General features: G+C 69.6%; 21 protein-coding genes and 1 pseudogene. 9 read left to right on the forward strand and 13 right to left on the reverse strand.

The genetic code is table 11. The features are described 5' to 3' along the window. Window positions 1–47 precede the first annotated feature (47 nt). The 5 genes from FV218_RS15765 (at window position 48) to FV218_RS15785 (ending at window position 8,565) form a co-directional block, all read left to right on the forward strand. Window positions 48–1,835, forward strand: a complete 1,788-nt coding sequence (locus tag FV218_RS15765; RefSeq protein WP_147710680.1) for a NirA family protein — start codon at window positions 48–50, stop codon at window positions 1,833–1,835. Continuing rightward, a complete protein-coding gene (locus FV218_RS15770) occupies window positions 1,832–3,433 on the forward strand; it encodes a sulfite reductase subunit alpha (protein ID WP_147710681.1) in 1,602 nt (533 codons plus the stop codon). Before FV218_RS15765 ends, FV218_RS15770 begins: the two co-directional genes overlap by 4 nt. Before the next feature lie 226 nt (window positions 3,434–3,659). After that, on the forward strand, window positions 3,660–6,332 hold the full coding sequence (locus FV218_RS15775; protein ID WP_147710682.1) for a nitrate reductase: 2,673 nt from the start codon (window positions 3,660–3,662) through the stop codon (window positions 6,330–6,332). Window positions 6,333–6,371: 39 nt separating this feature from the next. After that, entirely contained in the window at window positions 6,372–7,865 is a 1,494-nt protein-coding gene (cysG, locus tag FV218_RS15780; RefSeq protein ID WP_147710683.1) for a siroheme synthase CysG, read from the forward strand. Window positions 7,866–7,986: 121 nt separating this feature from the next. Further along, on the forward strand, window positions 7,987–8,565 hold the full coding sequence (locus tag FV218_RS15785) for an SCO family protein (RefSeq protein WP_056091858.1): 579 nt from the start codon (window positions 7,987–7,989) through the stop codon (window positions 8,563–8,565). A 3-nt stretch (window positions 8,566–8,568) separates the two neighbouring features. Here the strand turns inward: FV218_RS15785 and FV218_RS15790 are convergent, their stop codons facing one another. Then, the gene (locus FV218_RS15790; protein WP_147710684.1) at window positions 8,569–9,228 is read right to left on the reverse strand and encodes a glycosyltransferase; all 660 of its coding nucleotides are present in this window, start codon (window positions 9,226–9,228) and stop codon (window positions 8,569–8,571) included. Window positions 9,229–9,280: 52 nt separating this feature from the next. Here FV218_RS15790 and FV218_RS15795 point away from each other — a divergent pair, with 52 nt between their 5' ends. Further along, complete coding sequence (locus tag FV218_RS15795) at window positions 9,281–9,706, forward strand: hypothetical protein (protein WP_147710685.1); 426 nt, start codon at window positions 9,281–9,283, stop codon at window positions 9,704–9,706. A gap of 179 nt (window positions 9,707–9,885) precedes the next feature. On the opposite strand, the gene FV218_RS15800 is transcribed toward FV218_RS15795, so the two are convergent. Both FV218_RS15800 and FV218_RS15805 read right to left on the reverse strand, forming a co-directional pair. Continuing rightward, window positions 9,886–10,770 carry a phosphoribosyltransferase gene (locus tag FV218_RS15800; protein WP_147710686.1) on the reverse strand — a complete coding sequence of 295 codons (885 nt, stop codon included), beginning with the start codon at window positions 10,768–10,770 and terminating at the stop codon, window positions 9,886–9,888. Between the two features lie 123 nt (window positions 10,771–10,893). Then, entirely contained in the window at window positions 10,894–11,865 is a 972-nt protein-coding gene (locus FV218_RS15805; RefSeq protein WP_147710687.1) for an IS1595 family transposase, read from the reverse strand. 111 nt (window positions 11,866–11,976) lie between these two features. Between FV218_RS15805 and FV218_RS15810 the strand changes: the two genes are divergently transcribed. Then, window positions 11,977–12,207 carry a DUF6471 domain-containing protein gene (locus FV218_RS15810; RefSeq protein ID WP_147710688.1) on the forward strand — a complete coding sequence of 77 codons (231 nt, stop codon included), beginning with the start codon at window positions 11,977–11,979 and terminating at the stop codon, window positions 12,205–12,207. On the opposite strand, the gene FV218_RS15815 is transcribed toward FV218_RS15810, so the two are convergent. Then, window positions 12,143–12,889, reverse strand: coding sequence for a hypothetical protein (locus tag FV218_RS15815; RefSeq protein ID WP_147710689.1), 747 nt, complete (start codon window positions 12,887–12,889; stop codon window positions 12,143–12,145). The genes FV218_RS15810 and FV218_RS15815 overlap by 65 nt on opposite strands. 98 nt (window positions 12,890–12,987) lie before the next feature. Then, a complete protein-coding gene (locus FV218_RS15820; RefSeq protein ID WP_147710690.1) occupies window positions 12,988–14,235 on the reverse strand; it encodes a glycosyltransferase in 1,248 nt (415 codons plus the stop codon). 242 nt (window positions 14,236–14,477) lie between these two features. Between FV218_RS15820 and FV218_RS15825 the strand changes: the two genes are divergently transcribed. Next, window positions 14,478–15,197: a transporter substrate-binding domain-containing protein gene (locus FV218_RS15825; protein ID WP_147710694.1), complete on the forward strand. Its 720-nt coding sequence runs from the start codon at window positions 14,478–14,480 to the stop codon at window positions 15,195–15,197. Here FV218_RS15825 and FV218_RS23510 read toward each other — a convergent pair. Then, window positions 15,164–15,484 carry a hypothetical protein gene (locus FV218_RS23510; RefSeq protein ID WP_210246124.1) on the reverse strand — a complete coding sequence of 107 codons (321 nt, stop codon included), beginning with the start codon at window positions 15,482–15,484 and terminating at the stop codon, window positions 15,164–15,166. The two genes, FV218_RS15825 and FV218_RS23510, sit on opposite strands and share 34 nt — an antisense overlap. 257 nt (window positions 15,485–15,741) lie before the next feature. On the opposite strand from FV218_RS23510, the gene FV218_RS15835 reads away from it, so the two are divergent. Continuing rightward, entirely contained in the window at window positions 15,742–17,406 is a 1,665-nt protein-coding gene (locus FV218_RS15835) for a lysine--tRNA ligase (protein ID WP_147710695.1), read from the forward strand. A gap of 284 nt (window positions 17,407–17,690) precedes the next feature. Here the strand turns inward: FV218_RS15835 and FV218_RS15840 are convergent, their stop codons facing one another. From FV218_RS15840 to FV218_RS23250, 7 genes and pseudogenes are all read right to left on the reverse strand, one after another. Further along, on the reverse strand, window positions 17,691–18,548 hold the full coding sequence (locus FV218_RS15840; RefSeq protein ID WP_147710696.1) for an SDR family oxidoreductase: 858 nt from the start codon (window positions 18,546–18,548) through the stop codon (window positions 17,691–17,693). A 23-nt stretch (window positions 18,549–18,571) separates the two neighbouring features. After that, entirely contained in the window at window positions 18,572–18,751 is a 180-nt protein-coding gene (locus FV218_RS15845) for a DUF1328 domain-containing protein (protein ID WP_056091864.1), read from the reverse strand. 102 nt (window positions 18,752–18,853) lie between these two features. Then, on the reverse strand, window positions 18,854–20,176 hold the full coding sequence (locus FV218_RS15850) for a chloride channel protein (protein WP_147710691.1): 1,323 nt from the start codon (window positions 20,174–20,176) through the stop codon (window positions 18,854–18,856). 72 nt (window positions 20,177–20,248) lie between these two features. Beyond that, window positions 20,249–21,658, reverse strand: a complete 1,410-nt coding sequence (locus FV218_RS15855) for a deoxyribodipyrimidine photo-lyase (protein WP_147710692.1) — start codon at window positions 21,656–21,658, stop codon at window positions 20,249–20,251. A gap of 419 nt (window positions 21,659–22,077) precedes the next feature. Continuing rightward, on the reverse strand, window positions 22,078–23,187 hold the full coding sequence (locus FV218_RS15860; protein WP_147710693.1) for an ABC transporter substrate-binding protein: 1,110 nt from the start codon (window positions 23,185–23,187) through the stop codon (window positions 22,078–22,080). A gap of 127 nt (window positions 23,188–23,314) precedes the next feature. Further along, on the reverse strand, window positions 23,315–24,400 hold the full coding sequence (locus FV218_RS15865; protein ID WP_147710697.1) for a branched-chain amino acid ABC transporter substrate-binding protein: 1,086 nt from the start codon (window positions 24,398–24,400) through the stop codon (window positions 23,315–23,317). 213 nt (window positions 24,401–24,613) lie between these two features. Further along, window positions 24,614–24,776, reverse strand: a pseudogene (locus FV218_RS23250) (sugar transporter); the annotation flags it as partial.

Below are 24,776 nucleotides of genomic sequence, written 5' to 3' on the forward strand. Positions count from 1 at the left end.
CCCTATCCCCTTGCCCCCCAACCCCTCGCAGCGTGACGGAGGCTTTCATGGCTGACGACTTCAACGCCGAGCAGAAGCGCTACCTCGAAGGTTTCGCCTCCGGCATCTCCGCGGCCCGCATGACGGGCGGCCTCGCCCTCGGGCAGGCCGCCGCGCCCCCGGCCGAGCCCACCGGCCCCGACGCCATCCACATCAAGGCCCAGGACGCCACGGTGAAGGCCGGCGGCAAGCTCTGCGACCAGGAGAAGTGGAAGCGGGCCGAGAGCGCCTTCGACGGCCACAACCGCCTCATCGCCGAGGCCGCCACCGGCAAGGCGCCCAAGCCCGAGGACAATTTCCGCTGGCGCTATCACGGCCTGTTCTGGGTCGCCCCGGCGCAGAACTCCTACATGTGCCGCCTGCGCATCCCCAACGGCATCCTGCACCACTGGCAGTTCGCCGGCATCGCCGACCTCGCCGACGCCCATGGCGGTGGCTACAGCCACGTGACCACGCGCGCCAACCTGCAGGTCCGCGAGATCACCCCCGAGCACGGCCAACCGTTCCTCGACGGTCTCATCGACCTCGGCCTCACGGCGCGGGGCGCGGGCGCGGACAACATCCGCAACGTCACCGGCTCGCCGGTCGCCGGCATCGACGCGCAGGAACTGCTCGACACGAGGCCGCTGGCCAAATCCTGGCACAACCACATCCTCAACGACCGCTCGCTGTTCGGCCTGCCGCGCAAGTTCAACGTCGCCTTCGACGGCGGCGGCGTCATGCCGGTGCTGGAGGAGACCAACGACATCGGCTTCCAGGCCATCCGGGTCCTCGACGGCGCCGCCGTGGCGCCCGGCGTGTGGATGCGCCTCGTGCTCGGCGGCATCTCCGGCCACCGCGACCTCGCCCGCGACACCGGGGTCGTCCTCAAGCCCGAGGATTGCAACCGGGTGGCGGACGCCATCCTGCGGGTCTTCATCAAGAACGGCGACCGCACCAACCGCAACAAGAGCCGGATGAAGTACGTCCTCGACGCCTGGGGCTTCGACAAGTACCTCGCCGCCGTCGAGGACGAACTCGGCCGCAAGCTCGACCGCGTCGACCCCGCCCATGTCGCCCCGCGCGGCCCCATGGACCGCTTCGCTCATGTCGGCGTCCACAGGCAGGTTCAGCCCGGCCTCAACTGGATCGGCGTGATCCTGCCCGTGGGCAAGCTCACCACCGACCAGATGCGCGATCTGGCGAAGATCGCGACGGAATGCGGCGACGGCGCCATCCGCATGACGGTGTGGCAGAACTTCCTGTTTTCGGGCGTGTCCGACGCGAAGGTCGCCGAGGTTCAGACCCGCGTCGCCGCCCTCGGGCTCACCACGGAGGCCTCCAGCATCCGCGCTGGCCTCGTCGCCTGCACGGGCAACCAGGGCTGCAAATTCGCCGCCTCGGACACCAAGGGCCACGCCCTCGTCATCGCCGACTACATCGAGGCCAACCTCAAGGAGCTCGACGTCCCGGTGAACGTCCACCTCACCGGCTGCCACCACAGCTGCGCCCAGCACTACATCGGCGACATCGGCCTCATCGGCGCCAAGGTCGTCGTCTCGGAGGAGGGCGACACGGTGGAGGGCTACGACATCGTCGTCGGCGGCGGTTTTGGCGACAGCCCGAAGATCGGCACCGAGATCTGGAAGGCCGTGAAAGCCGAGGAGTGCCCGGCCCGGATCGAGGCGCTCCTGCGCAGCTATCTCGGCAACCGCCAGGGGCCGCAGGAGAGCTTCCAGGCCTTCACCATGCGCACCGGTCCCGATTCCCTGCGCGACAGCGCCGAAGAGCAACCCGTCCTGAAGGCCGCAGCATGAGCGAGCACGTCACGCCCCCGCTGGTTCTCATTCCCGAGAACGCCCCCTTCAACCCCGATCAGCGCTCGTGGCTGTCGGGCTACTTCGCCGCGCTGCTCGGCCCCGCCGTGGAAGGCGCCACGGCGCTGGCCCCCGGCGACATGCCCGGCGGCGGTCAGAAGCTCGCCGACAACGACGACGCGCCCTGGCACGACCCGTCGATGCCCCTGCCCGACCGCATGGAGCTAGCCAAGGAACGGCCCGAGGCGCAGAAGCTCATGGCCGCCATGGCCCAGCAGGATTGCGGCCAGTGCGGCTACAACTGCGCCGATTACGCCAACGCCATCTTCCTCAAGAGCGAGGAGCGCCTGAACCTGTGCCAGCCCGGCGGCAAGGACACGCTCCGGATGCTGAAGAAGCTCGACGAGGAGTTCGGCGCCGGCGGCGGGGCCGCTCCGAAGGCCGCCGGCGAGGCCGCGCCGAAGGCCGAGCCGACCCTGGGGCCCCTCGGATTCTGTCGTGAAAACCCCGTTGAGGCGACGTTCGTGTCGCGCCTGCGCCTGAACGCGCCCGGCGGCGAGAAGGAGACCTGGCACGTCGAGATCGACCTCACCGGCACGCCCATCGACTACGTGGTCGGCGATTCCCTCGGGCTGTTTCCCGCCAACGCCCCGGCCCTGGTCGATGCGGTCATCGCCGAACTCGGCGCCCGGCCCGAGCGCAGGATCGGGGGCAGGACCCTGCGCGACCGCCTGATGACGGACTATGCGCTGGGCGGCGCGCCGGACGGGCTCTACCAGCTCCTCTCGCTGCTCACCTCGGGCGAGGCCCGCAAGAAGGCCCAGGCGCTCGCCGCCGGCGAGGACCCGGACGGCGACGCCGCCCATCTCGACGTCCTCGGCGCGCTCCATAAATTCCCCGGCGCGCGGCCCGACGCCGAGGTGTTCGTCGAAGCCCTCGACGAGCTGCAGCCCCGGCTCTACTCGATCTCGTCCTCGCCGAAGGCCGATCCCGGCCGCGTCTCCCTCACCGTCGACGCCGTCCGCTACAACCACCGCTCGCGCCTGCGCCTCGGCGTCGCCTCGACCCATCTCGGCGAGCGCATTCCCGAGGGCATGAAGGTCAAGGTCTACCTCCAGAAGGCGCACGGATTCGCCCTGCCCGACGACCTGTCCAAGGACGTCATCATGGTCGGCCCCGGCACCGGCATCGCGCCGTTCCGCGCCTTCCTGCGCGAGCGCGACGCCACGCAGGCGCCGGGCCGCAACTGGCTGTTCTACGGCCACCAGAAGCAGGCCTCCGACTTCTTCTACAAGGACGAGCTCAACGGCCTGAAGGACAAGAAGGTGCTCACCCGCCTGTCGCTGGCCTGGTCCCGCGACGGCACCGAGAAGACCTACGTCCAGGACCGCATGCGCGAGAGCGGCGCGGAACTGTGGAAGTGGTTCGAGGGCGGCGCCCACTTCTACGTCTGCGGCGACGCCAAGCGCATGGCCAAGGACGTGGAGCGGGCGATCATCGATGTCGCCGGCCAGCACGGGGGCAAGAACCCCGACGAGGCCGTGGCCTACCTCGCCCATCTGAAGAAGACCGGCCGGTATCAGGCCGACGTGTATTAGCGCCGCGCTCGACCCTCCCCCCTCTGCGGGGGAGGGTGCCTGCGGAGCAGGCGGGCGAGGGGGCGACCTTTCCGGATACGGCGCTCCCCTCTCGCGGGACTGCGTCCCGGCCCGACCCGCTGACGCGGGCCACCCTCTCCCGCAGAGGGGAGAGGGGTACGCGGCGCGCTTAGGTCCGACTCTTGCTCCCGACCACCGACACGAAAAGATTGCCGAGGATCACGCCATGAACGCGCACGTCCAGGCGCCCGCCGTCTCCGTAAAGACCACCTGCCCGTATTGCGGCGTCGGCTGCGGCGTCCTCGCCACGCCGGACGGACAGGGCGGGGTCGGCATCGCCGGGGACACCGCGCACCCGGCGAATTTCGGCCGCCTGTGCTCGAAGGGCTCGGCTTTGGGCGAGACCGTCTCCCTCGACGGCCGCCTGCTGCACCCGCAGGTCGACGGCGCGCGCACGAGCTGGGAAGCGGCGCTCGGCACCGTCGCGGGGTCATTGCGAAAAATCGCCGCCGAGCACGGCCCGGATTCCATCGCCTTCTACCTGTCGGGCCAGCTCCTGACGGAGGACTATTACGTCGCCAACAAGCTGGCGAAGGGCTTCTTGGGCACGCCCCACGTCGACACCAACTCGCGCCTGTGCATGTCGAGCGCGGTGGCGGCCCACCGGCGCGCCTTCGGCTCCGACACGGTGCCGGGCTGCTACGAGGACCTCGACGAGGCCGACGTCATCGTGCTCGTCGGCTCCAACACCGCCTGGTGCCACCCGATCCTGTTCCGCCGGATGATCGACGCGCGGGCCAAGCGCGGCACGAAGCTCGTGGTGGTCGATCCCCGCCGCACCCAGACGGGGGAGGAGGCCGACCTGTTCCTCGGCCTGAAGCCCGGCTCCGACACCGCCCTGTTCTCCGGCCTGCTGGTCCATCTCGCCGCCACCGGCGCCGTCGATGCGGCCTACGTCGCCGACCACACCAGCGGCTTCGACGGCGCCCTGGAGCGCGCCGCCGCCATCGCCCCGAGCGTCGCCGCCACCGCCGCCGCCACGGGGCTCGCCGAGGCCGACATCGCCGCCTTCTTCGCCCTCTTCGCCGGCACCAGCCGTGTGGTCACGGCCTTCTCGCAGGGCGCCAACCAGTCGGCGCAGGGCACCGACAAGGGCAACGCCATCATCAACTGCCACCTCGCCACCGGCCGCATCGGGCAGCCGGGCGCGGGGCCGTTCTCCCTCACGGGCCAGCCCAACGCCATGGGCGGGCGCGAGGTCGGGGGGCTCGCCAACATGCTCGCCGCCCACATGCACTTCGCCCCCGAGGAGGTGGACCGCGTCCGCCGGTTCTGGAAGGCGCCCAACATCATCACCGGCGAGGGGATGAAGGCGGTGGCCCTGTTCGAGGCGGTGGCGCGCGGCAAGATCAAGGCCCTGTGGGTGATGGGCACGAACCCCGTCGTCTCCATGCCCCGGGCCGACGCCATCCGCGAGAGCCTGAAGGGCCTCGACCTCTACGTGGTCTCCGAGGCCGTCGCCGACAGCGACACGGCCCGGGCGACGGGCAAGAGGACCGTGCTGCTGCCGGCCCTCGCCTGGGGCGAGAAGGACGGCACGGTGACGAATTCCGAGCGCCGGGTCTCGCGCCAGCGCGCCTTCCTGAAAGCCCCCGGCGAGGCGCGGGCCGACTGGGCGGTCGTCTGCGACGTCGCCCGCCGCCTCGGCCACGGCGACGCCTTCGCCTATGCCAATGCCGCCGCCATCTTCCGCGAGCACGCGGCCCTCTCGGCCTACGAGAACAACGGCACCCGCGACTTCGACATCGGCGCCCTCGCCGAGATGCCGGACGCGGCCTACGCCGGCACGCCGCCCCTGCAATGGCCCCTGCCGAAGCGCGGCAAGGGCCGGGCGCGCCTGTTCGCCGACGGCCAGTTCTACACCTTCGACAAGCGCGCCCGCTTCGTCGCCGTGCAGGCCCCGGCCCTGGCCCAACCCGTCACGGAGGCGCACCCCTTCGTTCTCAACACCGGCCGGGTGCGCGACCACTGGCACACCATGACGCGCACGGGCAAAAGCCAGCGCCTCTCGGCCCACCGCTCCGTCCCCTTCGTCGAGATCCACCCCGACGACGCCGTCCGCCTCGGCGTACAGGAGGGCGACCTCGCCCGGGTCTCGACGCCGCACGGCACCGCGATCCTCGAGGCGATGCTGACCGACGGCGTGCGCCGGGGCGACCTGTTCGCCGCCTTCCACTGGAGCGACGCCACCGCGTCGGATGCCCGCGTCGGCGCCCTCGTGCGCGGCGTGCCCGATCCGGTCTCGGGCCAGCCCGAACTCAAGGCGACGCCCGCCGCCCTCGCGCCCGCACCCTACCGCAATCGCGGTTTCCTCCTGACCCGGACGGAGCACACGCCGCCGGCGGGCTGGTGGTGGGCGCGGGCCACGGTGGAGGGGGGATCGGGCCTGCAATTCGCCACCCAGGAGAGCTCGCGCGCCGTCGCCCTGATGATGCGCGGCCTGTTCCAGGGCCTGGAACTCGCCGAGTACGCCGACCACGCCCGCGGGCATTACCGCTGCGCCGTCTATGACGGGGTCCACCTCGTCGCCTGCCTCGCCCTCGCCCCGAGCGAGGCCCGGCCGGGCTGGGAGTCGGCCAAGGCGTACTTCGCCGCAGACGAGATCGAGCCCGCCGCCCGCCGCGCCCTGCTGTCGGGCCGGGCGGAGTCGGCGTCGGCCGGCCCCACGGTCTGCGCCTGCCACGGCGTCGGCCTCGACGTGATCACCGGCGTCATCGCCGCAGGCGCCGGCTCCGTCGAGGCCGTGGGCGCCGCCTGCAAGGCCGGCACGAATTGCGGCTCGTGCATCCCCGAGATCCGCAAGCTGCTGCCGCAGGTGCTTGCGCGCAACGCAGCATAGGCTCACTTTGTGGGGACGAAGGACCCCGATCCGAGATCCATGAGCACACCCCGCCAGCCCCGCGAAACTCGCCCCGCCGGTCCCGAATCCGCCCGTGGCGCCGGCCCGGCCGGCCTCGAACCCCTGGCGGTCCTGCCGGTCTTCGTACCGCTCCAGGGCAAGCGCGCGGTGCTGGCCGGCTCCAACGGCGGGGCGCCGTGGAAGGTGAAGCTGCTGGCCGCCGCCGGGGCGGACGTGGACGTCTACGCGCCCGAGCCCAGCGAAGAACTCCGCGCCGTGCCGGGCGAGATCGTCGCCGGCTCCGTCACCCTGCACGAGCGCCAGTGGGCGGAGGCCGACCTTCGGGGCGCGGCCTTCGTCATCGGCGCCATGGAGGACGAGGCCGACTGCATCGAATTCGTCGCCGCCGGGCGCCGGGCGGGCGCCATCGTCAACGCCGTCGACCGCCCGCATCTCTGCGACGTCAAGTTCGGCGCCATCGTCAACCGCTCGCCCATGGTGGTGGGCATCTCGACGGAGGGTGCCGCCCCGGTCTTCGGCCAGACCGTGCGCGCCCGCATCGAGGGCATGCTGCCGCGCGGGTTCAAGGCCTGGATCGGCGCCGCCCGCGACTGGCGCGAGGAGGTCACCGCCCGCTTCCACGGCTTCTCGGACCGGCGCGCCTTCTGGGAGCGCTTCACCGACCGGGCCTTCGCCGAACCGGACCGGGCTCCCACCGCCACCGACCTCGCCGAACTGCTCGGCGAGACCGAGGCCGCGCCGAAGGGCGGCGCCGTCACCCTGGTGGGGGCCGGACCGGGCGACGCCGAACTCCTCACCCTCAAGGCCCTGCGGGCGCTGCGCAACGCCGACGTGATCCTGTACGACGACCTCGTCGCCCCCGAGATTCTGGATTACGCCCGCCGCGAGGCCCGCACCATGCTGGTGGGCAAGACCGGGCACGGCCCGTCCTGCCGCCAGGACGACATCAACGCCCTGATGGTGCAGCTCGCCCGGAGCGGAAAACAGGTAGTGCGCCTCAAATCCGGCGACCCCCTGGTGTTCGGCCGGGCCGGCGAGGAGATCGACGCCTGTCGGGCTGCCGGCATCCCCGTCTCCATCGTGCCCGGCGTCTCGGCGGCGCAGGGTGCGGCGGCCTCCCTCTGCGTCTCGCTCACCAACCGCGACGCCGCTCGGCGCCTGCAATACGTCACCGGCCACGACCGGCGCGGCGCGCTCCCCGAGGACCTGAACTGGGGCGCGCTCGCCGATCCGAGCGTCACCACCGTGGTCTACATGCCGAAGAAGACCCTGCGCGTGCTGCTGGAGCGGGCCATGACCGAGGGCCTCGCCCCGGGCACCCCGGCGCTCCTCGTGTTCAACGCCACCCGGCCGAACCAGCGGGTGGTGGAGGCCAGCGCCCTCGACCTCGCCGACCGGGTCGAGGCCTCGGGCTTCGAGGGACCGGCGCTGCTCATGGTCGGCGAAGCGCTTCGTCGGACGGGCGCCGAGGCCGCTATCGCGGACCTCGCGCCGGACAAGCTCGCGATCTGATCCGGAACCGGCAGCGACGGTCTGCGGGGTTGCCCCGCCCACCGTCGCATGGTCTTGCACGCGCAGATTTTCGGGCCTGAAGCCCCCCCAAGTCTCCCCCAAGGCTCCCCCAAGGCTCCCCATGCGTCGCGCCCTGCCGCTCATCCTGTTCGCCATCGGCCTTGTCGCCCTCGGCGTCGCCGCCGTGACCGTGCTGGTGCCGAAGGCGAACGTGGCCACGGCCAGCAGCGTCGGCGGCCCGTTCACCCTGACGGATCAGGACGGACGTCGCGTCACCGAGCGAGACTTCTCGGGTAAGACCCATCTGGTGTTCTTCGGCTTCACCCATTGCCCCGACGTGTGCCCCACCACCCTCCAGCAGATCGGCGACGTGCTGCAGGCCCTCGGCCCCAAGGCCAAGGACACCAAGGCGCTGTTCATCGCCGTGGACCCCGAGCGCGACACGCCCGCCGCCCTGAAGACCTACCTGACGAGTTTCGACCCGCGCATCGTCGGCCTGACCGGCACGCCGGAGGAGATCGCCGCCGTGGTGAAGGGCTACCGCGCCTATATCCGCAAGGTACCGACGAAGGACGGCGACTACACCATGGAGCACACGGCCCTGGTCTACGTCATGGACGGGCAGAACCGCTTCCTCAACGCCCTCAACCTGACCCGCCCGCCGGAGGCCGCCGCCGCCGACCTCGCCAAGGTGCTGTGAGCGTCAGGTGCGGTTCAGGGCGCCGCTGCGGGAGCTGCGCGACAGGCCGTGCTCGGTCTTGTTCCAGCGGTCGGGGGCGAGGACGAGTTCGATGAGCCCGAGCCAGGCGCCGAGGCTCACCAGGAGGAAGTAGGCCGGCATCAGGGGCACGTAGGGCAGGAGGTCCCACCAGCCCCGGCGCACGCACCCCAGGGCCGCCGGCAGCACCATGGCGAGGAGGCCGGACACGAACACCGTCATCGCCGTACCGTTGGGCAGGTTGCTCCAGAATCCCGCGGCGGGCTCGACCCCGGCGAACAGGAACCGGTAGGCCGCGTGCCCCATGAAGAACGGGTAGGCGAGGGCGCAGAGGACGGTGCCGGGCACCAGGGCGGCGGCGGCCAGGGTCCCGAGGGCCCCGAGTTCGCGCGCGGTCCGAGCCGGCTGGCGGCCGTGGGTGAAGCTCGTCTGGATGAAGCCCTTCATCCAGCGGGCGCGCTGGTGCAGCCACGCGCCGGGCCGGGCCGGCGCCTCCTCGAAGGTGCTGCTCGGCAGGTCCCCGACCCGGTAGCCCGCCCGCGCTAGGCGCAGGCCCAGATCGGCATCCTCGGTGACGTTCCAGGCATCCCATCCGTGCACGGCACGCAGGATGGAGGTGCGGAAATGCGGCCTTATGGAGCAAATGCACCAAAAAGCACCCTAGGTAAAGGCCTATGCCATCGTCTATGATGGCAAAATGCAGGATCAGACCCTCATCAACGGACTGCTCGCCAAGCGCGAGGAACTGAGCCGAGAGAACGCCGATTTGCGCGAGCGGATGGCGGTCCTCGCGAACGATATAGAGGCCTTGGATCGGGTTCTTGACGCCTGCGGCTATCGCGGCGAACTCGTGGGCTCCACGCCTCGCGCGGCCCGCATCGTCCTGTTCTATCGCAACGAGCTACGGGACTACCTCCTGGCCGAGCTACGCAAGGCAGGGGAGCCGATGACGGCTCGCCAGTTGGCCGAATCAGTGTGTCAGACGGAGGGGAAGGACAGTCGGGACCGGAGGTTGCTCACGGACGTGACGCGGCGGGTCGGCTGCGCGTTGAGGAAGATGCGGGCGAGCCGGATGGTCGAAGGGGAGCGGACGCAGGCGGGGCAGGTTTGGCGGTGTGGCTGAGACTTACCAGCGTGGTAACGGGGCGCCCTTGCATCTGTCTGCAAGGTAGCGGTGCAATTAACTTCACGAACCCAGAAACGAAAAACCCCGCCGAAGCGGGGTCTGTGTGTGCGGGTCAGACGTTAGCGCCTGCTTGGCGGGCTGCGAGGATACGAGAGTTTGGCCCCCTATGCCCGCGCTTAGCTAGCTGTTCCCGAGCGTGCTCGTTCGCTAGCGTTGCCCCGCGCTTCAGCGAAGCGATCTCTAAGGCATTGAAGTGCCCGTTCTTGGGTTCCTCGGCCGACTCGTTCTCGCGTCCATTCGGCCAAACCAATGCCTTCACCGTCCGTAAGACATTGAGGCTCATGGCCAATTTCCTCTCTCCAAAGCGACTGCAAGCCGCTCCCATATGCAGACATAAGCACACCAAGGGTGGCACGCTCAATAGGGAACGATTGCGAATTTCCGGTTGTGTGGCCCAACGTGGTAGCGGCGATGACCGTTCCACCTTGGCTGACGATATGACTGCGGAGCATCGCCAGGGTGCCGCCATTGGTGCACACATCATCTGCAATGATATAAGCACGGTCTGAGCGAACCGCACCCTCATAGCAGGGTTGCCACAGATAGCGTTCAAATTTGTTTAACACCGTTCGCCCAGGACGGGCAATCTGAATAATATCAGCGTCAACGTCGCATCCAAGTTCGGCCGCGAGCAAAGCCGAGAACGCTGCGGGGATCGCATTCGTCGGTAGCGGGTTCACGACCGGATCATCATGACCGTCGTTAAAACCGGGGCATGGGCAGACGATAAGCGCGGGCTTGTTCACCTCGAACAAGGCGTCAATCAAAAGATCGACAATCCGCATATCTACGCATTCTTCGACTATCTCCGCCGCAGCCTCGGGGCAATATCCTCGCTTCGCTCGCTCATAGCGCGCAACGTATTGCTCAGCTTCCTTAGCTGGCCGCTGATGGGTGCCACGCATTTTCCCGAAGGTAGAGTGAACAAGGATCTGTCGAGGATCGCGCGCCTCCCAAGGCACGCGGTCATGACGCCCCTTCTTTGGCGTGTTTTGCGGCATGTGCGTGGGGCGTGTGTGAAGTGTGCGGCGGCAATCGCCGGTGAGGGGGCGGGTTATATCCGAGCCGCTACCGGGAATCTATGTGAGATGTTGAGCGCATGCCGACGATTGATATCGTAAGCGTTACATTGACCGCTCGTGCCGCTGCCAGTAGCCCTTCCAGGAGCGGCTGACGGGCGACACCATCGTCAGGCGGATCGTCTGAGCAAAGGCCATGCCGTTCGGGAGGCGACGGTTGTCCTCCTTCCAAGCGGCTTCGGCGGCATACTGGTGGAGGTAGCGGGCGGTGACGAAGTGGTGCTGACCGGCCACCGTGCGGCGCAGGCGGGCAAAGAAGCTCTCAGCTTGGTTCGTGTTGGCGCCGTCCGCTGAGTAGGCCTCAGAGTGGTTGATGCGGCCGGCGTCGGGGAACTTGGCTTCCAGATCGTCCCAATGGGTAGCCTCATCGGCATAGACCTTGGAGCCGTGGGCAACGTGCTGCTCGGCCAGGGCGACGCCCTCGGCTTCGCGCTTGGCGACGAACGTCAGGGTGCGGCCGTTGCGCTGGCGCATGACGATGACGACCCGGCGCTCAGCGCTCAGGTTCGCCTTGAGGCGACGATCCTTGCGATCCTCCTTGCGGTTCTCAGGACGCACGACGCCGCCGAAGTACGCGCCGTCGATCTCGACCTCGCCCTCAAGCCCGTGCCCAGCCGTCTCAGCCGAAAGGGCCTCGCGCAGCTTGTGAGCGAGGACGAAAGCGGTCTTGTAGGACACGTCCAGATCGCGGCCGAGTTGCAGGGCGGACAGGCCCTTCACGGCGTTCACGAAGATGGCGACGGCGGCGCACAGGTCCGTGAAGGCGAGCTTCCGGCTGGCGAAGATCGTGCCCGACGTGACGCTGAACTGCTTGCCGCAGCCGGCGCACTTGAAGCGACGGCGGGTGCTGATGTTGTAGTGGTCCAGGCAACCGCAGGCCGGGCACACGGGCTCGCCATCCGTCAGAGGCCAACGAAGGCGCTTGAAGGTCTGGTAGGCCGCGTCCTCGCCACCCTTATAGATCGCCTTGAGCGAGAGGGTCCGAGCAGCCGAGGAGAGGAGGAAGTGAGAAGCCATTGCCATCGTCTTGCGTGCTTATGCATCGCATATGATGGTATTACGGATCGCTGGTCAAGCGAAATCGTATCGCGTATGATGGCATCCGTAATCAGATAGGATGCCATTGGCATGACTGAGCCCGTCGAAGAGCATTGGGATACGCGCGTTAAGGCAATCCTGAAGTCGGAATTGAAGCGCAAAGGCGTAACTTATGCGCAGCTTGTCGAGCGGCTGGCGGACGTCGGCGTGAAGGAAACGGAACCCAACATCCGCAACAAGCTGGCGCGCGGTAAATTTACTGCGGTTTTCTTACTTCAGGTTTTGACTGCGATTGGCTCGCGCGAGATACGTCTGGACTAGCATCATAAATATTGATTTTGCGCGCCGGCAGAGCGGGGTCTGCAAGTCTCACAAAAGTATCAAACATCTCACCTTCAGTAACAATGAACTGAATTTTATCATAGATGCAACTGTGCAACGTGCAGCTTGGTAGTGGTAGTGCCCCAACAATCATCTCCCCTGCCGGAACCTTGAGAGCCGAACCTACATAGTCAAATTTATTGTCGCCGGCAATTGAAACATGGCCAGTTAGAAAAATAGAAGCCGGCCCTTCAAATCGGCAATTTGTAAATATTTTTCCTTCCAAAAGACCATAATTGCGCAACCTTGAAAGCTCTTCAAGGTTTGCGGCAACGTTTATGGTCTCACCCTCATATGACGCCCTCGTCAAATTTAGGACTTTTGGAATAGGCAAGGCTTCGACTGGAGCTTTGCTGCGCCGCCAAGCGAAGATCATCTCCACGACAAACATCAGGCCGAATGCGGAGATAGCGCCTGCCCAAAAGGGGCCAATCCACTCAAGCATGATCGTGCTCCACGGGCCGACCTGCTTGGTGAGGTATGGGGCAAGCGTGTCCTTCCAGAAATCCTGAATGGTGACGTCGTAGATGGCTTTTAGCGCCGCGCCGGTCAGCTTTGTTGCGATGACGCCGATAACGCCAGCGATCAAACTGACGATGAAGGGGGTGCGGGGAGCCAGCATCTGAGCACCATGCCCACCCGCCGATTGAAGTTGAAATCATTTTTCCATTTCCAAAAATGGGCCTTACGGAAACGCACTTCATGCAATGGCGTATGCCATCATATTTGGTGCATTTGCTCCATAAGGCCGCGGAAATGCGTCGAGGTGCCCCCGAGCGGGATCGGGACGTTCCAGGCGGCGAGCGCCGGGACCAGCACGTCGAACAGGGCGGCGTATTCGAGGGCGAAGCATTTCGGCAGGGGGCCGTCGCGCTGGTTGTCGATGACGAGGCGCCCCTGCAGGCAGGCCGTCCCCGGATCGCTGCGGGCGAAGATCCGGGCGGCGGCGCGCAACTGCCCCGGATCGGGCACGTCCTCGGCGTCGTAGACCACGAGGCAGCTGCCGCGCGCGAGGGGCAGGGCGCAGTTGAGGGCGCGCGGCTTCGTGCGCGGCAGGCCGGGCGGCACCACTACGATCTCCGCCCCCGGCGGCAGGGTGGCGGCCTCCAGGGCGGCCAGGGTCCCGGCGTCGTGGGCCTCGATGACGAACTTGATGTCGAGCTTGGCCGCCGGGTAGTCGAGGGCCGACAGGGCGGCGGCGAGGCGCGGCACCACGGCGGCCTCCCGGTGCAGGGCGACGAATACCGTGTAGATCGGCAGCGCTGCGTCGCTCATGGGCCCCGTCGCCGGGCCGTTCGCCTCGACGCTGATCGCGGCGACCCGCAGGGCCACCATGGCCAGGAGCACGCCTTGCGCGAGGGTCCACAGGCCGAGGACCAGGGCGGGCGGCAGTTCGACCACGGCGACCACGACGAGTCCGGCGATCAGGCCGCCGATGGCCAGGGTTGGTCCCATGGGCCGGGCCTGCAGGGCCCAGTCGGGCCGGTGGACCTGGAGCGAATCCGCCGCGCAGGCGGCGATGCCGGCGGGGTTGGCGGAGAAGACCGCCTCGCGCAGGGTGCGCGGGGTCGTGAGCGCCGGCATCCGCCCCGTGGGACTGCGTCCGTGCAGGAGTTCGGCGATGGCGGCCCCGCGCGGCGCCAGCACGTAGGCGGCCGGTGCGCCGGGACCGAGCGGCGCCACGCCGGCGACCACGCTCTCGGGGTAGCGCGCCCCCGGCCCCAGGGGGATCGGACCGGCGAGGAAGGACGTGCCGAGTTCCGCCGCCAGCGCCCGGTAATAGGTCTCTTCGGTGACGGCGCCCAGGGCCAAGAGGGTCGAGGCCCCGTCGGTGCCCCAGGCGCGGGCGCGGTCGGCGGCCCGGACCAGCGTGGCCGGATCGACTCCGTGGCCCAGGAGGAAGGCGAGGTCGGGCGGCAGCGGCAGGGCGCCGGTCCGCAGGGCCGACGGGAAACCGAGGATCGACAACGGGAGCGTCTCCCGGCGGCTCGAGAACGTGCTAGGGAGGCGGCGTGAGCCAGACCGCGTCCGCGCACAACCAGCGCACCACGAATACAACCCTCGGGTCAAGACCACGCTGGATTCGCCCGGCGGTTTTGGGCTTGGCGATCGGTCTATGGGCCGGCGCCGCGCCGGCCCAGACGCCTGCGGCGGCGGGGCAGGGGGTCGCGATCCCCAATTTCTGGAACCCGCGGGCGCGCCAGGAGCGCATGGACACGCCCCAGACGGGCCGCACGGTCCGCTTCCTCACGGACGACGAGTTCCCGCCCCTGCACTTCCCCGGGGCCGACGGCACGCCGACGGGCTTTTCCGTCGAGCTCGCCCGCGCCGTTTGCGAGAAGCTCGGCCTGACCTGCACGGTCCAGGCGCGGCGGTTCGACACCCTCCTCGACGCGCTGGCCGACAAGCAGGGCGACGTGGTCGCCGCCGCGATTCCCCTGACGCCGGCCCTGCGGGCGCGGTTCCTGGCGACGCGGCCGTATTTCCGCTGGCCCGGGCGGTTCGTGGCCCGCACGGACAAAGGTCTGCCCGCGCCGTCCGCCGCGGCCCTCGCCGGGCGCAGCGTCGGCGTCGTGGCGGGCAGCGCGCACGCGGCCTACCGCGCGGCGTTCTTCCCCAAGGCGGTGGCGCGGGACTTCACGGATCTCGCCGCCGCCGAGGGCGCCCTGCGGCGCGGCGAGGTCGACTACGTCTTCGCCGACGGCCTCAACCTCGCCCTCTGGGTCGGCGGCATCGAATCGGCCCGATGCTGCGCCCTCATCGGCGGCGCCTACCTCGAGAACCGCTATTTCGGCGAGGGGATCGGCCTCGTCACCCGGCCCGACGACGTGGCCCTGTCCCGCGCCCTCGACGATGCGCTCCAGCGGGTGTGGGACGACGGCAAGTACGCCGAACTCTACCTGCGGTTCTTCCCCGTCAGCCCGTTCTGACGTCGATCCGGCGCCCGCCCGCGGCGACGCCCACCAACAGGAGCGCGATCGCCAGGAAGGCCGTGGTCAGGCCGGTGGCGTAGGCGAGGGCGCATCGCCGCGAGGGAGCCGATGCCGAGGCAGAGCAGCAGCCCGCCCGGGGTCGCGGCGTCGAGGCCGGCCCGCGCCGCCACGAACGGCACCAGGGGCGCCCAGGCGGCGACACCGAAGCCGACGATGAGGAACAGCAGGCGGGTGGAGCGGATTTCGGCGTTGGCGCCGGCTTGGGTATCGAGGGCGACGGTCATGGGGCCTTTTCGGACGGGATCGGACGAGGCCGTCGAACCATCCTCGCAGGGCGACGCGGCGAACGTGTGAAGCCCGGTCCGGTCGTTCCCTACGTTGACCCTCCGGAACGCGCTGCCTAGAGCATCGTTCTGGCATCGGCTTTTCCGAAAGCCGGTGTCCACCTTTCGGGCCGATGCTCTCGGGTGCCGGCCTTCCCAAACACCTTGCCAGAACTGACGCTGTGCCCATGTCGTCCGCACCCATGTCGTCCGCCACGATGCCGTCCGCCCCGCTCGATCCCGCCCTCATCGAGGCCGCCGCCTCCGCCACGGCGTGGCCGTTCGAGGAGGCCCGCAAACTGGTGGCGCGGCTCGCGCGACGTCCCAAGAGCGAAGTGCTGTTCGAGACCGGCTACGGCCCCTCGGGCCTGCCGCATATCGGCACCTTCGGCGAGGTCGCCCGCACCTCCATGGTCCGGCACGCGTTCCGCGTGCTCACCAACGACAGCGTGCCGACGCGCCTCATCGCGTTCTCGGACGACATGGACGGTCTGCGCAAGGTGCCGGACAACGTGCCGAACAAGGAGATGCTGATCCGGGCGCTGAACCAGCCCCTGACCCGGGTGCCGGACCCGTTCGGCACCCACGAGAGCTTCGGCGCCCACAACAACGCCGAGTTGCGCCGCTTCCTCGACGCTTTCGGCTTCGACTACGAATTCCGCTCCGCCACCGAGTGCTACAGGGCCGGCCTGTTCGACACCGCCCTGCTCACGGTGCTGGAGCGCTACGACGCCGTGATGGCGATCATGCTGCCGTCGCTCCGCGCCGAGCGCTCGGCGAGCTACTCGCCGTTCCTGCCGATCCACCCGGTCACCGGCGCGGTGATGCAGGTCGCCATCGACGAGGTGCGGGCGAGCGCCGGGACCCTGGTCTGGCGCGATCCGAACACGGGCGAGGCCTACGAGACCCCCGTCACCGGCGGCCACGCCAAGCTGCAGTGGAAGCCCGACTGGGCCATGCGCTGGATGGCCCTCGGCATCGACTATGAGATGGCCGGCAAGGACCTCATCGACTCGGTCAAGCTCTCGGGCGAGATCGCCCATGCCCTCGGGGCCGAGCCGCCAGAGGGATTCAACTACGAGCTCTTCCTCGACAAGGAAGGCCGCAAGATCTCGAAGTCCAAGGGCAACGGCCTGTCCATCGACGACTGGCTCGTCTACGGCACCGCCGACAGCCTCGCCCTGTTCATGTACAACAAGCCCCGCGAGGCCAAGCGCCTGTTCGTGGAGATGATCCCGCGTCAGGTCGACGATTACTTGGGCTTCCTCGAAAAGTATCCCGGCCAGGCCCCGGCCCAGCAGCTCGGCAACCCGGTCTGGCACCTGCATGCCGGCCGGCCGCCGGCGGCCGAGGCCGTGGGCAAGGGCGGCGCACTGAACTTCGCCATGCTCCTCAACCTCGCGGCGGTGGCCAACACCGAGGACCCGGCCGTGCTGTGGGGCTTCATCCGCCGCTACGACCCGACCGTGGGCCCGCAGACCCATCCGGTCCTGGCCCGGCTCGTCGGCCACGCCCTCGCCTACTATCGCGATGTGGTGCGGCCTCAGAAGACCTACCGGGCAGCGACGGAGGCGGAAGCGGCGGCGCTGGCCGACCTGTCCGAGACCCTGGCGGCGCACGAGGGCTCGACGGATCCGGAAGGGCTCCAGGCCATCGTCTACGAGGTCGGGCGCCGACACTTCCCCGACCTCTCGGGCAAGGCCAAGAGCCCCGACGGACGCCCCGGCGTGTCGCAGGCGTGGTTCACCACCATCTACAACGTGCTGTTCGGCGAGGCGCGCGGGCCCCGCTTCGGCTCGTTCGTCGCCCTCTACGGCGTCGCCGAGACCCGGACCCTCATCGCCGAGGCCCTTTCGGGCACTTTCGTCTCCCCGGCGGCCTGAGACTGCAACAAAAACCCACACCCCGGCCGAACGGCGCATCATTGTGCTTGTCGTTGCCGGGCCGGACGGCTAGAAGCCGCTTCACCGAAGACGAAAAAAGGCCGCCCCGGTGAGGGAGCGGCCCGAAGTCTAGGGAGGAAACGCCCAAGAAGGGCACACCGCGGCGACGCCATCGCTGCGGTGCATGAGATCGAAATGCCATTTTGCACTGCACCCTTCAATCCCCCGGATGGGGGAGGGGGTATGCGTGAAACGCATTCGAACGGTTCCAGGACGATGCTGCCCTAGGATGACACCGCCGTCGATGGCAGGCCGAGCTGGTCGAGGCTCAGGCGCCAGACCCGCTCCTGCAGATCGCGATCGGCCGCCCGGCGCGACGTCGCCACGGGGCGCGAGCGGGCGAAGTACAGCCCCGTCACCCCATCGAGGTCCGGCGCGCTGGCCACGTGGAGTGACGTGACCGCACCCTCGGCCGGCCCCGTCATGAACGGCCGGATCAGGCGCCAGCCGAGGCCGAACCAGCCGCCGGTGCCGGCGGCGAACCCGCTCGCGATGACGCCGGGATGCAGGGCGTTCACCGTCACGCCCGTGCCGGCCAGCCGGCGGGCGAGGGCGACCGTGAACAGCACGTTGCCGAGCTTGGCCTGGGAATAGACCGTCATGGCGGAGAAGCGGCGGGCGTGCCCGATATCGTCGAACGCGATGCAGCCGCGGGTGTGCGCCGCCGAGGCGACGTTGACGATGCGCGACGGAGCGCTCGCCTTCAGCAGGTCGCGGAGTTCGAGGGTCAGGAGCACGTAGGCGAGGTGATCGAGGGCCCAGGTCCGCTCGATCCCGTCCGCGGTCAGCCGATGCGTGTCGAAGATGGCGCCGGCGTTGTTCACCAGCACGTCGAGGCGCGGACAGAGCGCCCGGACCTCGCCGGCGAGGCGGCGGACTTCCGCCTGCACGGAGAGGTCCGCCACGAAGGGATCGATCCGCGCACCCGGGACGGACGCCCCGATGCGTTCGGCGGCGTCCCGCGTCCGCGCGGCATCGCGCCCGACGAGGCCGACCCGGGCGCCCTTGCGGGCCAGCCCCAGGGCGGTCTCGAAGCCGATGCCGGAGGTGGCGCCCGTGACGAGGCAGACCTTGTCCCGCATCGGCGCCGCATGGGCCATGGTGTTCAGAACACCGCCTGCCCGACGGCGAAGGCCACCACCACGATGACGATGGCCACCACGAGGAACAGGCCGAACAGGATGCGGGCGAGGGAGCCGGCGCCCGAGGCGATGCCGGTGAAGCCGAGACCACCCGCCAGGAGGGAGATCACGAAACAGATGAGGGCCCATTTCAACAGGGTCATGCACAGCACTCCAGCACGCGGAATCGAGCGACAACCCCGCGGCCACGCTTCCGTTCCCGCCACGCTCGCGGATCGTGGCCCGCACGCCGATTTTCCGGAGGGTCAGGGCGTCGGGGCGCGTTCCGCCCGCGCCAGCAGGATCTCCGCCAGGGCGTGATAGAGCCCCTCCCGGCACACGGATTTCGAGACGGCGTCACTGATGAGGGCGGCGACCATCAGGGGGATCATCAGGGCATGGTCCTGGGTCATCTCGGTGACGATGACGAAGGCGGTGATGGGGGCCTGGAGGGCGCCGGTGAGATAGGCGACCATCCCGACGAGGACGAGGGCGGCCACGGGCACCCCGGGAAACAGGCCCTGGATTGCGGCCCCGAGCCCGGCGCCGACGCTGAGGGAGGGGGCGAACAGGCCGCCCGGAATGCCGCTGACGGCCGAGAACAGGGTCGCGAGGTACTTCAGCGGCGCGAAGTCGAGGGCGCCTCCCCCGGTGCCGTGGAGGAGGGCGCGGGCCTCCTCGTAGCCGGTGCCGTAGACGGCGCCGCCCGAGGCGAGGCCGCACAGGGCGACGCCGAGGCCGCAGGCCACCGCGAAGGCGACGGGCCGGCGCGCGAGGGCGGCGCCGGCGCGGCCGGGCAGGCCGCGGGCGAACAGGATGACGATGCGGGCGAACAGACCGCCCGTCAGGCCGCCGAGGGCGCCCAGGACCGGCACGGCGAGCCAGCCGGGACCGAACGGCAGGGTCGTGCCCGACGTGCCGAAGTAGGTGTAGTTTCCGGTGATCGCCAGGGCGGTGAGGCCGGCCGCGACGATGGCCGCCACGATGAGGCCGCCGGTCCGGGCCTCGTAGGCGCGCCCGAGTTCCTCGATGCCGAAGACGATCCCGGCAATCGGCGTGTTGAAGGCGGCGGCCACGCCGGCGGCCCCGCCGGCGAGGATGAGGCCGGGCTGGCGGTGCGGCGTCAGGTGGCCGACGGCGGCCATGATTGCCGCCCCGACCTGGACGGTCGGCCCCTCGCGCCCCGTGGAGGCGCCGAACAGGAGGCCCAGCGCCATCACGACGATCTTGCCGGCGGCCGTGCGCAGGGAGACCAGGGCCCGGCGCAGGGACAGGTTTGCCGTGTGGCGCGCCGCGATGACCTGGGGAATGCCCGAGCCCTGCGAATTCGGGAACACCGTCCGGGCAAGATGGGCGCACAGGCCGAAGCCCAGGGGCGTCACCGCGAGGGCCACCCAGGGCGACAGGGACAGGGCCGCGCGAAACCCCTCCTGCGCCGCGTCGGCGAGCTTGGCCATTCCCACCGCGGCGAGGCCGACCCCGATCCCGCCGAGGAGGAACAGGAGCCGGCGGCGCCAGACCGCGAAGGCATCGACGGCCCCGCTGCGCAGGCGCGTGAAGGCGGGGCGGATGCGGAGACGGGGCGGCATGGGTCGGGAATCCGGCGTTGCGGCGCACGGCGCCTCACGCAAGGCGCATACCCGGCGCCGGCCCGCCTTGCATCACGCCTTTCGGCCTCCCTGGGCTTCCTCCGCCGCGCACAGGGCCGCGACGGTCTTCAGGTAGGCCTTGGCGTCGAATTTCTTCAAGGAGTTCTCGCTCTGGTAGCGTACGGTGCCGAACACCTTGCGCCGGGCCCAGGGGCGGTCGTGCAGGCCGTAGACCCAGGCGACGTTGGTGAACGAGTTGGCGTCGCGCCCGTCGAGGAAGTAGCGGTTGTTGAGGCGCAGGGTGCGCCTGAACCCTTCCTCGGGGGAGGGCGACCAGTCGAGGATCTTCTTGCCCCAGTACATGCGCAGGTGATTGTGCATGTAGCCGGTCTCGCGCATCTCGGCCTGGGCGGCGTTCCAGTAGGTGTCGTGGGTCCTGCCCTCGGCGAGTTCCGGTTCGGTGTAGGTGTGGGGCCGGGGATCGTCGGCGTGCTCGGCCAGGGTCTTGCGCGCCCATTCGGGCACGGCGCGGGCGTAGGACTCGTAGCCCTCGGTGTAGTGGACATGGTTCATGGCGAGCTCGCGCCGCACGATGAGTTCCTCGAGATAGGCGGTCTTGTCCTCGTCCCCGCCGGTCCCGGCGGCGCGCACGGCGAGGGCGATCTCCACGGGGGAGATCTGGCCGAAATGCAGGTAGGGGCTCATGTGCGAGGCCGCCCCCGCCTCGGGCCTGTTGCGTTCGGTCCCGTAGGTGGCGAACGGCCCGGCGAGGTAGGCCTTGAGCCGGCGCCGCGCTTCCGTCTCGCCCCCGGTGAAGCGCTTCACCGGGGGCACGTCCCGGTCGAGGGTCATGCCGGCGAGCACCGCGTCAGGGTCCGAGATGTCGATCTCGGTCTCCGGCAGGCCGCGCCCGGCCCGGTGCTTCACGGTACGCTCGGACAGGCCTGCGATGTAGCTATCGAACAGGCGGTTGAGCTTCGGCCTGAGGGTGCGGGCGGCGTATTCGTGCTTGCCCGAGGCCACCTCGACGGGGACGACGACGTCGCCTTCCACCTGAACGATGCGGGTCTCCACCGCTTTCCCGATCTCCCCGTACCAGCGCTTCTGGATGGCGAGGTAGCCCCGGTCGAGGACGAGGAGCGCGGCGTCGCGGGCGAGATCGATGGCGATCTCGGCCGGGGACGCCTTGCGCAGGCAGAAGCCGATGCCGCGCTTGTCGAGGCCGGCCCCGGCGTCGGCGAGCCCCTGGAGCAGGAAGGCGTAGTGCCGGGCATTGGCCTCGGGAAAGCCGTTGGCCCCGTCGAGGAGGCCGAAGCAGGCGAGGACCGGCACGCCGAGGCGGTTGGCCTCCCCGACGGCGTATTCCAGGGCCGGATTGAAATGCGCGCGATTCGCCTGCTGGAGCAGGTAGAGGACGTAGGCTCCCCCTTCGCGCGGCGCCACGTCGTTGAGGACCCTGATTCGTCCCGCCTGTATCGCCATCTTCGGCCGTCGCTTTCCTGTGGTGCTGAAAAAGTAGAGCGTCGCCCCGGGCCCGGGCGGCGGTGGATGGCCGCAGGTTCCGGATGCCGGCAAGCGCCGCAGATCGCCATGCGATCGCCCGAAAACCGTTCTCGAACAAGCGCTTGCCCGTCCTCCACCCGGCTCTGGCATCGACGCGGAGCCGTCCGCGCAGGGGCGGGCGAGCCTGCGTCATTTTGGATACAGAATTGGTGGAATGTGCGCGGCGGCACGAAAAGAGACAGGGGTGCTGCCCCAATGATCTTGCAATTCCAGGCGGGAGGATCAGATTGTGCATTGCGGGAACGCGATGGCGTCGCGGTCCCGCTGCCCTTCTTGGGCGTTTCCTCCCTAGACTTCGGGCCGCTCTTCGGAGCGGCCTTTTTTCTGTCGCGCGCTCGTCATCCCCGTGCGCGGGCGCGGATCATGAAGTTGTCGTAGGTGTACTCGGCGACCTGGAACCAGAGGTATTCCTCGTTCCGGAAGGTCCGCATCGCCTCGTAGATCCGCTTGAAGTCGGGGTTCTTGGCCGCGATCTCGGCGTAGACGTCCGTGGCGGCCTTCAGGGCCGCCTCCATCACGTCCTGGGGGAACGGGCGCAGCTGCGCGCCGGCGGCGACGAGACGGCGGAGCGCCTTGGGGTTGCGGGCGTCGTAGCGGGCCTGGACCTCGGCATGGACCTGGGCGGCGGCCGCCCGCAGGATCGCCTGATAGGATCGGGGCAGGGCCTTCCACGCCTCGGCGTTGAACCAGACGTGCTCGAGGGCTCCGCCCTCCCAGAAGCCCGGATAGTGGTAGATCGGCGCGACCTTCTGCAGGCCGAGCCTCTCGTCGTCGTAGGGGCCGATCCATTCGGCGGCGTCCAGGGTCCGGGCCTCGAAGGCCGCGTAGATCTCGGGGCCGGGGGTCGCCTGCGGCACGGCGCCGAGCTTGGCCAGGACCTGACCGCCGAGGCCGGCGATGCGCAGCTTGAGCCCCTGGAGATCGGCGACGGTCTTCACCTCCTTGCGGAACCAGCCGCCCATCTGCGCGCCGGTGTTGCCGGCGGGCAGGGCGACGAGGCCGTTGCGGGCGAAGATCTCGCCGAACAGGTCGGCGGCACCGCCGTCGAGCCACCACGCGCCCTGGCCCCGGGCGTTGAGGCCGAACGGCACGGCTGCGGCGAGGGCGAAGGTGGGGTCCTTGGCCAGGCCCTGGGTCGCCGAGGCGTAGCCCATCTCGACGGTGCGGGCGGCCACCGCGTCGAGGACGCCGCTCCCCGGCACCGGCTCGCCCGGCGCCTGCACGGCGATCTGGAAGCGCCCGTCCGTGGCCTCGGCCACGAGGCGGGCCAGGGTCTCGGCGCCGCCGAACAGGATGTCGAGGGCCTTGGGGTAGGCGCAGGCGAGGCGCCAGCGCAGCTCCGGCGCGGTCTGGGCGAGGGCGGGGGCGGCGACGGCCGCCGCACCGCCGAGGCCGGCGGCGAGGAGGGCCCGTCGCGGAAGAGCCCGTCGCGGGAGGGATTGGGCCATGACGCCTCGCTTCGCTGTCGATCCACGCGCCGGGGGGTGGGCGCGGGCGGCCCGTCCGGCCGTCGGTTCACGAACGAGGACGGGCCCGAAACGATCCCGGGCGGCCCTCTTTGGCGTCGCTGCGGTCCTATTTCGCGTAGCTGAAGGTGCCGTCGCTCCAGACGTACAGGACGTAGCCCTGGGCCGTGACGTCGCCCTTGGCGTCGAAGCCGACGGAGCCGAGCACGAGGTCGAAGCGCTCGGCGTGGAGCGTCGCGGCGAGGCGCTTGGAATCCTGGCTGTGGGCGAAGTTGCCCGCCGCCACCAGGGCCTGGAGGGCGGCGTAGCCGTAGACCGTGGAGCCCTCGGGCTCGACGCCCTCGGCCTTGAAGGCCGCGACCACGGCCGCCGCCTCGGGCTTGCGGCGCGGGTCGAGGTAGAAGGTCATCAGCACGCCGTTGCTCGCCGGCCCCGCGACGGTGGCGAATTCCTGGGTGGCGATGGCCGAGGTGCCGAACCATTGCGGCTTGAAGCCCCGCTCGGCGGAGATCCGCACGAGGCGTCCCATCTCGCGGGCGTCCCCGCCGTAATACGCCACCGCGATGCCGGCCTCCTTGAGGCGGTCGGCGAGCGCCGCGTCGTCGGCGTCGCTCGACGCGAAGGCCGTGGCGAGGGCCTCGTTGATGCCGATGCGGTTGAGGTTCTCCTTCGTCGCGGCGGCGAGGTTGCGCGACCCCGGCGTGAGGTCGTTGAGGATGGCGATCCGCTTCTCGCGGAACCGCTCGGCCAGCACCGTCGCCGACAGCTTGGCCTGGTCGTCGTCGCGGCCGCACACCCGAAAGATCGTCGGCAGGCCGCGATCGGTGAGCTTGGCCGCCACGGACGCCGCCGTGATCATCAGGGTGCCGTTGGCGGCATAGACCTCCGAGGCCGCCAGCGACGCGTTGGAGCAGACGTGCCCGACCACGAGGCGCACGCCCTGCGCGGCGTAGTGGTTGGCCACCGCCACGGCCTTGTTCGAATCGCAGGCGTCGTCCTGCACGTCGAGGACGATGGTCTGGCCGTCGAGGCCGCCCTTGGCGTTGGCGTCGCGGGCCGCCGCCTGGACGCCGCGCAGGACCTGCTCGCCCACGCCCACGTAGGCGCCCGAGCGCGGCACGGCGACGCCGATGACCACGTCCGCCCGTGCGGCGGCGATCCCGGCCGGCCAGAGGCTCAGGGCGAGGCCCAGCAGGGCCGCCGACCGTCCTGTTCTCGCAGGGCGCCGGGCCGCACGTCCGAACCTCGTCTCGCCCCGTTTCACGCCTCGTTCGACCTCAGGAAGGTTTCAGCGGACTTTCGAAGACAACGCGGGGCGCGGGGCCCCCGGACCGACCGACCCGTGCGGGATGCCGCACGAGAACGCAAGAGCCGATCGCCGGACGGCGACCGGCGGTGCCGCCGTCGCTCAGCGGGCGGTGGCGTACAGGGAGGCACCCGCCGAGACGGGTGCGGTGACGGTCGAGAAGACCGAGAGCACCTTCTGGACCTCGGTGAAGGGGGCGTTGGAGACGTAGACGAGGTCGCGGTTGCGCATGCGGAAGGCCTGGGTGAGGAACAGGCTGTTGGGG

Source organism: Methylobacterium sp. WL69, from assembly GCF_008039485.1.
Taxonomy (GTDB): domain Bacteria; phylum Pseudomonadota; class Alphaproteobacteria; order Rhizobiales; family Beijerinckiaceae; genus Methylobacterium.

Coding starts and splice junctions, on each gene's coding strand:
- FV218_RS15840 (WP_147710696.1), bottom strand. CDS start 18,548: ATGCGGGACAAGGTCTGCCTCGTCACGGGCGCCACCTCCGGCATCGGC.
- FV218_RS15825 (WP_147710694.1), top strand. CDS start 14,478: ATGGACACGCCCCAGACGGGCCGCACGGTCCGCTTCCTCACGGACGAC.
- FV218_RS15795 (WP_147710685.1), top strand. CDS start 9,281: ATGCAGGATCAGACCCTCATCAACGGACTGCTCGCCAAGCGCGAGGAA.
- cysG (WP_147710683.1), top strand. CDS start 6,372: ATGAGCACACCCCGCCAGCCCCGCGAAACTCGCCCCGCCGGTCCCGAA.
- FV218_RS15860 (WP_147710693.1), bottom strand. CDS start 23,187: ATGGCCCAATCCCTCCCGCGACGGGCTCTTCCGCGACGGGCCCTCCTC.
- FV218_RS15775 (WP_147710682.1), top strand. CDS start 3,660: ATGAACGCGCACGTCCAGGCGCCCGCCGTCTCCGTAAAGACCACCTGC.
- FV218_RS15800 (WP_147710686.1), bottom strand. CDS start 10,770: ATGCCGCAAAACACGCCAAAGAAGGGGCGTCATGACCGCGTGCCTTGG.
- FV218_RS15850 (WP_147710691.1), bottom strand. CDS start 20,176: ATGCCGCCCCGTCTCCGCATCCGCCCCGCCTTCACGCGCCTGCGCAGC.
- FV218_RS15835 (WP_147710695.1), top strand. CDS start 15,742: ATGCCGTCCGCCCCGCTCGATCCCGCCCTCATCGAGGCCGCCGCCTCC.
- FV218_RS15770 (WP_147710681.1), top strand. CDS start 1,832: ATGAGCGAGCACGTCACGCCCCCGCTGGTTCTCATTCCCGAGAACGCC.
- FV218_RS15805 (WP_147710687.1), bottom strand. CDS start 11,865: ATGGCTTCTCACTTCCTCCTCTCCTCGGCTGCTCGGACCCTCTCGCTC.
- FV218_RS15855 (WP_147710692.1), bottom strand. CDS start 21,658: ATGGCGATACAGGCGGGACGAATCAGGGTCCTCAACGACGTGGCGCCG.
- FV218_RS23510 (WP_210246124.1), bottom strand. CDS start 15,484: ATGACCGTCGCCCTCGATACCCAAGCCGGCGCCAACGCCGAAATCCGC.
- FV218_RS15810 (WP_147710688.1), top strand. CDS start 11,977: ATGACTGAGCCCGTCGAAGAGCATTGGGATACGCGCGTTAAGGCAATC.
- FV218_RS15765 (WP_147710680.1), top strand. CDS start 48: ATGGCTGACGACTTCAACGCCGAGCAGAAGCGCTACCTCGAAGGTTTC.
- FV218_RS15845 (WP_056091864.1), bottom strand. CDS start 18,751: ATGACCCTGTTGAAATGGGCCCTCATCTGTTTCGTGATCTCCCTCCTG.
- FV218_RS15815 (WP_147710689.1), bottom strand. CDS start 12,889: ATGCTGGCTCCCCGCACCCCCTTCATCGTCAGTTTGATCGCTGGCGTT.
- FV218_RS15785 (WP_056091858.1), top strand. CDS start 7,987: ATGCGTCGCGCCCTGCCGCTCATCCTGTTCGCCATCGGCCTTGTCGCC.